At 43.5% G+C, this 12,271-nt stretch carries 7 protein-coding genes; all 7 read right to left on the bottom strand.

Annotation, left to right across the window (positions count from 1 at the left end; all coding sequences use genetic code 11):
- Nucleotides 1-5 precede the first annotated feature (5 nt).
- The 7 genes from AB4351_RS13130 to AB4351_RS13160 all read right to left on the bottom strand — a co-directional run bounded on the left by AB4351_RS13130 (nucleotide 6) and on the right by AB4351_RS13160 (nucleotide 12,198).
- Nucleotides 6-1,922 carry an ABC transporter ATP-binding protein gene (locus AB4351_RS13130; protein WP_372126224.1) on the bottom strand — a complete coding sequence of 639 codons (1,917 nt, stop codon included), beginning with the start codon at nucleotides 1,920-1,922 and terminating at the stop codon, nucleotides 6-8.
- On the bottom strand, nucleotides 1,900-2,160 hold the full coding sequence (locus AB4351_RS13135; protein WP_019823251.1) for a glutaredoxin family protein: 261 nt from the start codon (nucleotides 2,158-2,160) through the stop codon (nucleotides 1,900-1,902). The genes AB4351_RS13130 and AB4351_RS13135 overlap by 23 nt, the downstream gene beginning before the upstream one ends.
- Nucleotides 2,161-2,185: 25 nt before the next feature.
- The gene (gene rlmKL / locus AB4351_RS13140) at nucleotides 2,186-4,306 is read right to left on the bottom strand and encodes a bifunctional 23S rRNA (guanine(2069)-N(7))-methyltransferase RlmK/23S rRNA (guanine(2445)-N(2))-methyltransferase RlmL (RefSeq protein ID WP_372122137.1); all 2,121 of its coding nucleotides are present in this window, start codon (nucleotides 4,304-4,306) and stop codon (nucleotides 2,186-2,188) included.
- 507 nt (nucleotides 4,307-4,813) lie between these two features.
- Nucleotides 4,814-5,362 carry a cell division protein ZapC gene (locus tag AB4351_RS13145; protein ID WP_017063848.1) on the bottom strand — a complete coding sequence of 183 codons (549 nt, stop codon included), beginning with the start codon at nucleotides 5,360-5,362 and terminating at the stop codon, nucleotides 4,814-4,816.
- A 206-nt stretch (nucleotides 5,363-5,568) separates the two neighbouring features.
- Nucleotides 5,569-6,579 (bottom strand): quinone-dependent dihydroorotate dehydrogenase, encoded by a 1,011-nt coding sequence (gene pyrD, locus AB4351_RS13150; RefSeq protein WP_017063847.1) that lies wholly within the window; start codon nucleotides 6,577-6,579, stop codon nucleotides 5,569-5,571.
- Nucleotides 6,580-6,909: 330 nt separating this feature from the next.
- Complete coding sequence (locus AB4351_RS13155; RefSeq protein WP_372126226.1) at nucleotides 6,910-11,751, bottom strand: NAD-glutamate dehydrogenase; 4,842 nt, start codon at nucleotides 11,749-11,751, stop codon at nucleotides 6,910-6,912.
- Between the two features lie 228 nt (nucleotides 11,752-11,979).
- Nucleotides 11,980-12,198, bottom strand: coding sequence for a DUF2835 domain-containing protein (locus AB4351_RS13160; protein ID WP_004733645.1), 219 nt, complete (start codon nucleotides 12,196-12,198; stop codon nucleotides 11,980-11,982).
- Nucleotides 12,199-12,271: the final 73 nt, after the last annotated feature.

Raw genomic sequence — 12,271 nt, forward strand, 5'->3', positions numbered from 1 at the left:
ACTTCTTAACTTTCCTGTTGTAGTGCCTCGAGCTCTTCCCAGCGCTCAAAAGCAACTTCAAGCTCCTGCTCTGCTGCAGATAGCTTATCTAATACTGGTTGTGTCTGCTCTACAGATTTTGAAAAGAAGCTTGGATCGTTGACTTCTTCCTGAAGAGTTTCAATTTGAGTTTCCAATTCTTCCAAACGCATTGGTAGCGCTTCTAGTTCTCGTTGTAGCTTATACGATAACTTCTTAGGTTTAGCCTTAACTGGCGCAGTTTTGGGAGTTTCCTCAACTACTTTCTCAGGCTTTGATGGCTTTTCAACCTGTCGGTACTCTAATGCTTGCTTTCTTTGCTGCTGAGCATCGTGGTAACCACCAACAAATTCTTCAATAACGCCATTACCCTCAAAGATCCAACTTGTCATCACTGTGTTATCAACAAACTGACGATCGTGACTCACTAAAAGCAGCGTACCCTGATAGTTGGCAAGCAAATCTTCTAAAAGTTCCAAAGTTTCGATATCTAGATCGTTGGTTGGCTCATCGAGAATCAACAAGTTGTTCGACTTAAGGAAAATACGCGCCAATAACAGACGGTTTTTCTCACCACCAGATAGTGCTTTAACAGGAGTGCGAGCACGTTTTGGAGAGAATAAGAAATCTTGTAAGTAGCTTAGAGCATGACGCTCACGGCCACCTACAGTGACTTCTTGCTTACCATCCGCGAGGTTATCAATTACAGACTTCTCAGGGTCTAGAATTTCGCGGTATTGGTCAAAGTAAGCGACTTCAAGCTTAGTACCACAATGCAAACGACCTGAATCAGGCTTAAGCTGGTCAAGAAGCAGCTTAAGTACCGTACTCTTACCACAACCGTTAGGACCAATCAGAGCGATACGATCGCCACGCATGATGTTGAAGCTGAAGTCCTTAACAATTTCTTTGCCTTCAAAGCCAAAGTTAAGATTCTCAGCTTCAAATACAATCTTGCCTGAACGCTGGCCATCGTCGATTTGGATAACGGCTTTGCCCTGCACTTCTCGACGGTTTAAACGCTCTTCACGTAGCTTCTTAAGCGCACGCACACGGCCTTCGTTACGAGTACGACGAGCTTTAATGCCTTGACGAATCCAAACTTCCTCTTGAGCAAGCTTCTTATCAAATTCAGCGTTTTGCATTTCTTCTACACGAAGCGCTTCTTCTTTCTCAACAAGATAGTTTTCGTAATCACCCGGGAAAGAGCTCAATTTACCGCGATCAAGATCGACAATACGTGTTGCCATCGATTTAATGAACGCACGGTCATGCGAGATAAAGATGATTGAACCGCGGAAGTCTTTCAGGAAACCCTCTAACCATTCAATGGTCGCAACATCTAAGTGGTTAGTCGGTTCGTCAAGTAGAAGCACGTCAGGGTCACATACAAGCGCACGAGCAAGTGCTGCTTTACGTTGCCAACCACCAGACAAATCCGTCAGTTTGGTTTCTGCAGTTAGCTTAAGCGCCGCCAATACGTTGCTTACGCGATCTTCAAAGCGCCATGCATTCGCATGATCCAATTGCTCTTGAACACGAGTAAGACGATTTAGGTTCTTTTCACTAGGGTCAGTACCGATGAGATCCAGAAGATCATGATAGATCTTCAGCTGTTCACCGATTTCAGCTAGGCCACCAGCAACGTAATCATAAACGGTACCTTGCTCATTGCGCGGTGGATCTTGCTCAAGGCGCGACACAACCACATCTTGTGTGATTTGCATCTTGCCGTCGTCCATGATGATGTTCCCAGACAGGATTTTCATCAACGTAGACTTACCAGCGCCATTGCGCCCTACTAAACACACACGTTCGTTTTCTTGCAGTGCGAAGTCCGCACGATCTAATAACGGGTGATCGCCAAACGCTAATTGCCCATTATGAATTGTAAGTAATGCCATTCTTCTTTAACCAATCATTAAGTTCTAACAAGCCAAATGGCCAGTTAAGCTCTGAGCTTTGAGAAAGGTCAGAGCTTTCAAATTTGAGCACCGGAATAGTGACCCCGTAACGGGAAAAGAGCTCATCATCAAATGCAATGTCAACAACGTTGACGTGATGGCTAATGTTTAACTGTTCCGTGAGTTGGAATGCCATCTCACATAGATGGCACCCTTCTGTACTGTAGAGAGTCAGCACTATATATCCTTATACGATCTCTTAACTACTTATGTGTAATCAACCAGCAGTTATGAATGTGCTTATTGCGAGAGAAGTCCAATGGAAGTGTCTTCGCTGAGATATTCTGAGCCTTAAGACCTAACTCATCTAGAGCTTCCAAGTCCATTTTGAAGTGACGCTTGTTGTTAGAGAACACAATCGTGCCTTCTTCACGAAGAAGACGTTTAAGGTTTTCCATCAGCTGAATGTGATCACGTTGAACATCGAAAGATTGATCCATACGCTTTGAGTTAGAGAACGTAGGTGGATCGATAAAGATCAGATCATAAGAACCCTGCTCTTTAGCTAGCCATTGTAGACAGTCAGCTTGAACAAACTGATGTTGACGACCAACACGACCGTTAAGCTCCATGTTCTCTTTCGCCCACTCTAGGTAGGTATTAGACATATCAACAGTAGTTGTAGAACGAGCACCACCCACAGCAGCATGAACAGATGCACTTCCTGTATAAGCAAACAAGTTTAGGAAATCCTTACCTGCGGCCATCTCACCGATACGACGACGAGTGATCTTATGATCTAGGAACAACCCGGTATCTAGGTAATCATGAAGATTAACAATCAGCTTAACGCCATACTCGTTCACTTCTAAGTTCGATGAGTCTTGAGCCAATTTCTGGTATTGAGAACGGCCTTTCTGTTTCTGACGAACTTTAAGCACAACGTTGTTTGCTTCTACGCCTGTTACTTGAATAGAAGCACGGATGATATCGGTTAAGCGACGTTTTGCCTTCTCTTCCGGTACATCTTTAGGCGCTGCGTATTCTTGAATCACAAGGTGACCTGGGTATACATCAATCGCTACATTGTATTCTGGTAAGTCCGCATCGTAGATACGGTAACAATCTAATTGCTCTTTCTTAGCCCACTTACCAATTTTACCGATGTTCTTTTTAAGACGGTTTGCGAAGTCAGGAGCAATTAACTGTTCTTGCTCGCCCGTTGGACGTTCTGACATCGGACGATCTGAAATTGAGTAGTTCTTTTGGTGACACGGTAACGCACCGTTATTCAATTTGAACTGTTTGTCTGCACGCATGCGTAAGCAGCTCAGTAGTTCGTCTGAACTAGAGAAGATAGACGCGTTACAACCGCCAAATTCAGCTTTAAGCTGCGCGCCAAATGCTGTGTAAAGAGCAATAAGACCCGGCTCTGTACCTAAACGCTCACCATAAGGTGGGTTAGAAACAATCACACCATCAGTAAACTCGGTAGGACGCTTAAGTTTTGCAGCATCACCTACTTCGAATTCAATCAACTCTTCAACACCAGCACGACGAGCATTGTCACGCGCTGTTTTGATCATGCGTTCGTCATTGTCATAGCCATAGAACTTACATTCTACTTTCTTAACGCCACGACGGCCTTGGACGTTCGCTTCTGCTTTCACTTCAGCCCATAGCTCTGGTTCGAAATCTTCTAGTGATTCAAAACACCACTTCTGACGTTTAACACCTGGAGCCATGTTTGCAGCCATCATCGCCGCTTCAATCACTAACGTACCTGAACCACACATTGGATCTAGGAAAGGCTTAGTTGCGTCCCAACCACTACGAAGAAGAATCGCGGCAGCAAGAGTTTCACGTAGTGGTGCTCGACCTGATTCAGGACGGTAACCACGTTGGTGAAGACCGCTACCTACCATATCAACACCAAGAATCGCTTTATCACGGTGTAAACGAACGTGGATACGAATGTCTGGGTTCTCTTTGCTAATAGAAGGACGAGGTAAAGACTTCTTCTCAAAGCAATCAACAACGGCATCTTTTACTTTCATCGCACCGTATTGGCTATTACGGATTTCGTTGTTCGTACCATTGAAGTCAACAACAAAACGCTTAGAGCTATGGAATTGATTTACCCAGTTAACCGCAGTGGTTGATAGGTACAAATCCATGTCGTCCATACAAGTGAATTCAGAAAGGACACGTACAAATCGAGAAGCCAAACGGCTCCACAAACAACAACGATAAATTTGCTCATTGGTCGCTTTGAATTTAACACCTGCTTGAACAGGTTTTGCGTTTGTAATCCCTAGTTGGGTTAGTTCTTCAACTAATAAATTCTCAAGGCCGTTTGAGGTAACCGCTAGATATTGATTCATAGTGTTCTTTTATTGATAAAAATGAGTTCGATTATACCTGAATTTGTAACTAGAGCATCACACTAAACACGTCTTTTCATTGAATCTTTCGACTAACTGGCTAGCAAATGCACAGTCTTGAAGCGATCGCTTACCCACATCCCCTTAGAACATAAGACCTATCAAACCAACTTCATTTCTGACCACTTATTAACCAAAGTAGCAATGTGAATTTATATTCACCCCAAGACTGGTATATACCAAGAGAGATTTATGGATGAAATTTAGCAACAAAAGACCAAAAACAGGGAATAAAGACGGTAGATTTACTCTTCTGGCGATGAAAACGGGCAGAAATTAAGGTGAAAAAATAGTCGTAAGTTCACTATTTAAATGGTTAAGCCGTGATGTATTTATCAGGATGAGGTTTTTTAGGCACAAAAAAATCGGCTAATGAGCCGATTCTGAGGAAGGTTTATACGTTTGTGTGCTGCGATGCGTGGTTGAAATGATGTGCTAGATTAGAGGTTAACCTACCATCGCTATGTGTGTCTGATGAAGGATAGCGTTCGCGTCTACCATTCTATCGTGCATCACCTTGATTGAGTCTCCAAATCGCAGTCCTTTTGAAGGCGTTAACAGGAACTCTTCTAGGTCAACAAATGCACATAGGCTCGCACACTCTCCCACTTCTAATACAATGAAATACCCTAAGCTATGCTCGTTATTCATTTGTACAATATCCCCTTCTTGAGGATATTCATGGCCAGTACCTTGTGAGTCGAAGAACCAACTCTTAGGCTGTACAGGCTTATGGAAACGCTTTGCTGCCACACAATAGAGTGCTAATTCAGCTTGACGAGGCTCAGACAGTTCTAAGCCAGAAATTTGTTCTTTGAAGGTTTGGTATGAAGATGCGTCATCAACGGTGAATTCATTATCTCGAAACGCGCAGTCCACCAGCTTATTGCGGACCAGATTCGTTTTGAAAATCATATCCTCTCCGAGGTTTAGCATTAATGAACATTGCTGCTCATCGTAATACCAACTCCATGTATCGCTAGGTTTAAGCATCATTTCGTCTCACACTGTTGAACCATTCCATTAGGTAAAACGCAAAATTACCTTCAATTACAGTAATTTTACTGAGCAATAGGCAAAAAAAAAGAGGAAATGAATTCCTCTTTCTTATCGCTTTTCTCTACAACTCAGTGAGTTACAGTGTCTCTTTTAGTAAGACGATGCCAGATTGTCGCTTTTCAAAAATAAAAGCAATTTTCAGCTTATAGATTTTTAACGATGTCGCCAACTAGGCCTGGGCCTTTGTAGATGAAACCAGAGTAAACCTGTACAAGCTTCGCGCCCGCCATCATTTTCTCTTTTGCAGCAACATACGAGTCAACACCACCTACTCCAATGATCGGCAGTTTGTCACCCAGCTCTTCGTGAAGTTTACGAACTACTTCAGTACTACGAGATTGAACAGGACGTCCACTTAGGCCACCCGCTTCATCACAATGTTTCATACCTTCAACGATTGAACGATCCAATGTTGTGTTTGTTGCGATCACACCATCGATCTTATTTTTGATCAATGATTCACAAATTTGGCGAATTTCGTCGTCGCTTAGATCCGGAGCAATCTTAAGAGCAAGAGGAACATATTTACCATGCTTCTCTTCCAGTTCAGATTGTTTCGTTTTAAGTTCAGACAATAGATCGTCTAGAGCTTCGCCGTATTGTAGAGAACGAAGTCCTGGAGTGTTTGGTGAAGAGATGTTCACAGCAATGTAACCAGCGTATTGATATACCTTCTCCATACAGATCAAGTAATCTTCAGCGCCCTTTTCAATTGGTGTGTCTTTATTCTTACCAATGTTAATGCCTAAGATGCCATCGTAGTTCGACTTCTTAACATTCTCAACAAGGTTGTCGACGCCTAGGTTGTTAAAACCCATGCGGTTGATGATACCTTCAGCTTCAACAAGACGGAATAAACGAGGTTTGTCGTTACCCGCTTGCGGACGTGGAGTCACTGTTCCTACTTCTACGAAACCAAAACCCATTGCGCCAAATGCATCAATACATTCGCCGTTTTTATCTAGGCCAGCAGCAAGGCCAACTGGGTTTTTAAAAGTAAGACCCATGCACTCTACAGGTCGGTGAGGTAATTGTTGGCGATACAAAAGATCAATAGGTGTGCCTGTGAAGCGCTTGAAATTTTGAATTGCAAGATCATGTGCCTTTTCGGCATCAAGTTGGAAAAAGCCAGTTCTGGCTAGACGGTAAAGCATTGTGCCTCCGATAGAAAAAAGCCCCGTGTAAACGGGGCGCTATTATTTACTTATTTACCCAACTATTCAATCTATTACTGTCTGTAAGGGTAAGATAATCAAGTTTGCTAACGAATGAGGTTCATTATTAAGCAAACGTTATCGTTTCTTCAAGTTATTAAGCCATTTCTAATCTCAACCTTAGTACAGCCATCAGGTCACTTAACAACAAACAACGTTTGCGTCGAAGTTTGTTCTTCAAAAGTCGTTAGGCCTATTGTTTCCACTTTACCGAAACGAAAAAGGCAGACCTTGTGGCCTGCCCTTATACTTTTTCGTCTTATCTAGTAACTAGTCTTTTGACATGCAGTTTAGATTCAACAGCATCAATTCACGCAATGCTACTGAGAACTTAGCAAACTCATGAACAGAACCTACTTTGAATTCGTTTAGGATGCTTTCCCAACGATGTAGAGAAACAGAGTTACTTTCCATCCAGTCATCAAGCGCTTTAATCACATCGATATCTGAAGCACAACCACAGTTAAGTACTTGACCAGTTAACTGGCGTTGCTGCCAATCCAGATCTTCTCTGAATGCTGCACGCGCCAGTGCTTGCCAGTTGTTGTCTATAGCTTGGCCATTGATTTGCTTCAAGAACCAGTGCAGTGACAAACGGTCGCCTAGGTTGAAGTAAAGCTTAGACGCTTGCTGTACTGTTTTACCTGTTTCACGAGCCACTGTAGATATATCCAGTGCTGAGTACAGGCTAGACAAACGAGCCACTGAATTAGCCAGCTCAGCGTTTACACCTTGGTCAATCCATACTTGAGCCATTGCTTGATGCTCTTCTACTTCTGAAGCCACTAGGTTTTCATCCAGCTTCTCAGTAATTGCGACGACATCACCTTGGTAAAGCTCAATCAATGCATTCACTGACTGTTTACCGGTACGGTTTCTTAGCAACCAGCGTGCTAGACGACGAAGCGTACGACGTACATGGTAAAGCAATTCGTATTGAGCTTCAGAACTTGAGATGTTGTCCAGTTCACGGATGCTCTTCAATACCTTACCTAGGCCGTAGATTTCACGTGATGCCGCGTAAGCATTCGCAATATCAACAATGTTCGCGCCCGTCTCTTCTTGCAAGCGAGTCACGAAGTTACAGCCCATCTCGTTAACCATTTGGTTAGCAAGCGCAGTCGCAATGATCTCTGCACGAAGTGGATGGTTATCCATGTGCTGAGAGTAGTTACGGCGTAACTCTGTTGGGAAGTATTGCATCAGTTGTTGAGCATGGAACTCATCATTCGCAATATCATCACTCACAAGATCTTCTTTAAGTACCATTTTACCGTAAGCAACAAGTACAGAAAGCTCTGGTCTTGTTAGGCCTTGACCCTGCTTTTCGCGCTCAAGCAATGTTTCGTCATCTGGGATATATTCCAAACCACGATCCAAGTACCCTGCTTTTTCCATTGTGTGAATAAAGCGGATTTGCTCTTTGACTAAGCCAACACCTTGGTGCTCAGTAACCGAAATAGATTCGGCTTGGCAGTATGCGTCGTCTAGTACGATTTCGCCTACTTCGTCTTCCATAGACTCAAGAACTTGGTTACGTTGTTTGACGGTTAGATCACCATTAGACACCAAACCATTCAAGAAGATCTTAATGTTAACTTCGTTATCCGAGCAGTCTACACCACCAACGTTATCAACGAAGTCAGTATTAACTCGACCGCCCGTTAGAGCGTATTCAATACGACCCAATTGAGTCATACCCAAGTTCCCACCTTCGCCAACAACCTTGGCCTTTAGGTCGCGACCATCGATACGTAGAACGTCATTTGCACGGTCACCTACATCAGTATGAGTCTCGCTTGAAGACTTAACATAAGTACCAATACCACCGTTCCAAAGTAGATCAACGTTCATAGACAGGATCGCTTTGATCAAGTCATTTGGTGCCATTGATGCTTTCTTCGTGCCCAGCATTTTCTGTATTTCAGGTGTCAGAGAGATAGACTTCGCTCGGCGAGAGAAGATGCCACCACCTTGAGAAATCAGGTCTTTATTATAATCTTCCCAGCTTGAGCGAGGCAGATTAAATAGACGATCACGCTCTACCCAGCTTGACGCTGATTCTGGGTTAGGATCAATGAAGATGTGCATGTGGTTAAACGCAGCTTGTAAACGGATGTGCTTAGATAACAGCATGCCGTTACCAAACACGTCACCAGCCATATCACCAACACCTATCGCAGTGAAGTCTGTGGTTTGACAGTTAATACCCATCTCACGGAAGTGACGCTTAACCGATTCCCAACCACCTTTTGCTGTAATCCCCATGGCTTTATGGTCATAACCATTAGAACCACCCGATGCAAACGCGTCTCCTAGCCAGAAGTTGTACTCTGCAGCAACTGAGTTAGCCAGATCTGAGAATGTCGCGGTACCTTTATCCGCAGCAACAACTAAATATGGGTCGTCTTCATCATGACGAACGACGCTCTTAGGTGGGATAACCTCACCCTCGATGATGTTGTCTGATACGTCGAGTAATGCACGGATGAAGCGCTTATAACAACGTTGACCTTCAGCGAAGATTTCATCACGGCCAGACATCATATGCTGACGCTTACAAACGAAACCACCTTTTGCACCAACGGGCACAATCACCGTATTCTTAACTTGCTGTGCTTTAACTAGGCCTAGGATCTCCGTACGGAAATCCTCTTGACGGTCTGACCAACGTAAACCACCACGCGCAACTTTGCCGCCACGTAGATGCACACCTTCAATGTCCGGTGCGTAAACGAAAATCTCAAATACAGGAACCGGTGCCGGGATATCTGGAATCTCACTTGGTCTCATTTTCAGAGCCAACCAAGGCTTAGATTGCTTATTTTCATCTACTTGGTAGTAGTTAGTACGCAGCGTGGCAGTGATCATTTCCATGTAGCGACGAATGATACGATCATCATCCAAGCTCTCTACATGATCCAACTGTTCAGTGATCTTCTTAATAAGATCTTGTTGGCCTTTCACGCTGCCCTTCAGTTTAGGATCGAAACGCTTGCCGAATAAGCTCACTAGCCCTTTTGCTAACTCTGGGTAATGAGACAATGTGTCTTCAATGTATTGTTGGCTGAATGGGAAACCCACTTGACGCATGTAACGAGCATAAGCACGTAAGATTGAGATTTCACGGCCAGAAAGACCAGCGCCAAGTACTAAGCGGTTGAAACCATCGCTGTCTAACTCACCCGCCCAGATTGCCGCAAAGGCTTGTTGGAAAAGATCGCGAGCTTCACGAAGATCAATGGTCTTATCGCTCTTGTGCAGCATAGAGAAATCAAGGATCCAATAGGTCACACCGTTGGTTTTACGCACTTCATATGGAGATTCACCGATAACGCGTAGGCCAAAGTTTTCAAGCATTGGCATAACATCAGAAAGGTGAATTGGCTCATCGCTGTGATAGAACAACTTCAAACGAACGGCTTTTGAATCTGCCGCTTCTTCTTGAGGACGGTAGAAAAGCATACCCAGTTTGTTGTCTTCACTTAGCGCTTCTAAACGTTCAATGTCGGCAACAGCAGAACCTGGCATCATGTCTTCTTTGTACGAACGTGGGAATGCACGCATGTACTCTTTCGACAATGGAAGACCTTTGCTTTCACCGAAGTTTGCAATGATAGATTCAGACAGACGGTCATCCCACGTAGACGATACTTCCATTAAATTTTGCTCAATTGTTTTCACGTCCACATCCATGTTGTTGTTATCAACACGAACAATATAGTGCGTTCTTGCTAGCGGGCTTTCAGAGAAGTACGTTGTAAATTCAACCTCTTCTTCACAACCAAAGTACTGTTTCAAGATGCGCTGTGTTTGGCGACGAAGCTCAGTGTTGTAACGATCTTTTGTTACGTAAACCATGCAGCTAAAGAAACGACCAAACGGGTCTTTGCGAACAAACAAACGCAGGAGATCGCGATCTTGCATTTGTACTACGCCCGTACCGACTTCTAGTAGCTCTTCTTCTCGAGCTTGCAGCAGTTCATCACGTGGGTAGTTTTCAAGAATGTTGTGCAGCGCTTTGTAAGAGTATGAACCTTCACGGTAACCACTCGCATCCAAAATACGTTCTACTTTCTCGCGAACAAGAGGAATCGTTTCAACGGTTTGGTTATAAACGGCAGATGTGTAAAGACCAGTAAAGCGGTGCTCACCAATGACCTTACCGTTCTTATCGAACTTCTTAATACCAATGTAATCGTTGTAAGCTGGGCGGTGAATGCGTGAAGCCGTGTTGCCCTTGGTTACGATAAGCACATAAGGCTTTTTCGCTTCAAGACGTGCCGAATCAGAAAACTCAGATAGCTTAACGTTACGTACACGATCTGAGTTCGCAAACAAACCAAGACCTTGCTCCTTGGTCGGTTGCAGTTCAGTGTCGCCGTTAACTGAAACTAGGTCATATTCCTTATAACCCATGAATGTAAAGTTGTGTTGGCCTAACCAACGAAGAAACGCCAACGTTTCATCAAAGCGCTGGCCGTCTACTGGAATGCTCTCTTTTTGCTGTTCAACTTGATTGGTCACTTCTTCAAGTCTTTCAACCATCTTCAACCAATCGTTCACGACTAAGCTAGTGTCGGTAAAGATATCCAGCAACTCCGTTTTAAGTGCTGTCATTTCAGCTTTACTACTCAGACGGTCAACTTCGATATGGAAAAGCGATTGGAATGCACCTTCGTTATTGCTTACACCGACAACACTGCCCTTATCTGAGCGAGAGATTTGTGTTGGGTTATGAAGCATAAGGTGAGAAGAAAGGTCTAGGCGAGTCAATGCCATTTTTACGGAATCAACAAGGAATGGACTGTCTGGAACGACTATCTCAACGATAGTATGAGTAGACTGCCAACCTTGACGACTTACCGTCGGGTTGAATACGCGTACAGAGATTTCGTCGGCTTTCTTTTCATTGATGTGATGCCATAAGCTAACTACAGCACCATATAAATCGGATTCGTTTCTCTGAGTTAGATCGTCGTGAGAAACGTTACTAAACAAGTGTTGAGCAAGTTGAGTTACGAGAGGTCGATGAGCAAGGTCAAGTTTGTCTTGAATCAGCTTGTAAACTTTTTCAAGTAAAACTGGAACCACAGTTTCACGTGCGGTCATAGTCACACTCCACAATTAGAATTATATTTTATTATTAGGGGGATCACTTAATCTGGTGTTTGAAACGTGCCGTTGAGCGCTTTTCTACTAACGAGTTAAGCAAAGGTAATGCATTCATTTATTGTAAAAGCATTATTGAAAAATAGTTAATTGTTTTGGAGGTGGTAAGAGCTGAAATGTTTGATTATGTGATTAAGATTCCTTTTAACTCACTAGGCACGCCAAGGTTTACAGAGCTTCTAACTTAATAAACTTATTTTTTTGGTCAGTTGTCAGCCTAAACTGCCCTCTAACCCCTATTTGTGTAAGAAATGGTCTGAACCGAGTTGCAGGTAACTGTAAGCGTAAACCTGTTGTTGTTATCACTTGAACTTTACTTGCGGCGCCAGAATAGCTGGCCAAAAACTGCTGATATGAGATGTTAAGTTGGAAAATATAGCGATTCATACGATACCTGTATAAATATACAGTGCCAGTGTTTTTTGGCACTTTTAGATGTCTGACGGTGAAACTGAACTTG

The organism is Vibrio sp. 10N.261.51.F11 (genome assembly GCF_041471665.1).
GTDB lineage: Bacteria > Pseudomonadota > Gammaproteobacteria > Enterobacterales > Vibrionaceae > Vibrio > Vibrio crassostreae_C.

What these genes read in the sequence shown, in the direction of transcription:
- AB4351_RS13130 (WP_372126224.1), bottom strand. Translation starts at nt 1,922, where the DNA reads ATGGCATTACTTACAATTCATAATGGGCAATTAGCGTTTGGCGATCAC.
- rlmKL (WP_372122137.1), bottom strand. Translation starts at nt 4,306, where the DNA reads ATGAATCAATATCTAGCGGTTACCTCAAACGGCCTTGAGAATTTATTA.
- AB4351_RS13145 (WP_017063848.1), bottom strand. Translation starts at nt 5,362, where the DNA reads ATGATGCTTAAACCTAGCGATACATGGAGTTGGTATTACGATGAGCAG.
- pyrD (WP_017063847.1), bottom strand. Translation starts at nt 6,579, where the DNA reads ATGCTTTACCGTCTAGCCAGAACTGGCTTTTTCCAACTTGATGCCGAA.
- AB4351_RS13155 (WP_372126226.1), bottom strand. Translation starts at nt 11,751, where the DNA reads ATGACCGCACGTGAAACTGTGGTTCCAGTTTTACTTGAAAAAGTTTAC.
- AB4351_RS13160 (WP_004733645.1), bottom strand. Translation starts at nt 12,198, where the DNA reads ATGAATCGCTATATTTTCCAACTTAACATCTCATATCAGCAGTTTTTG.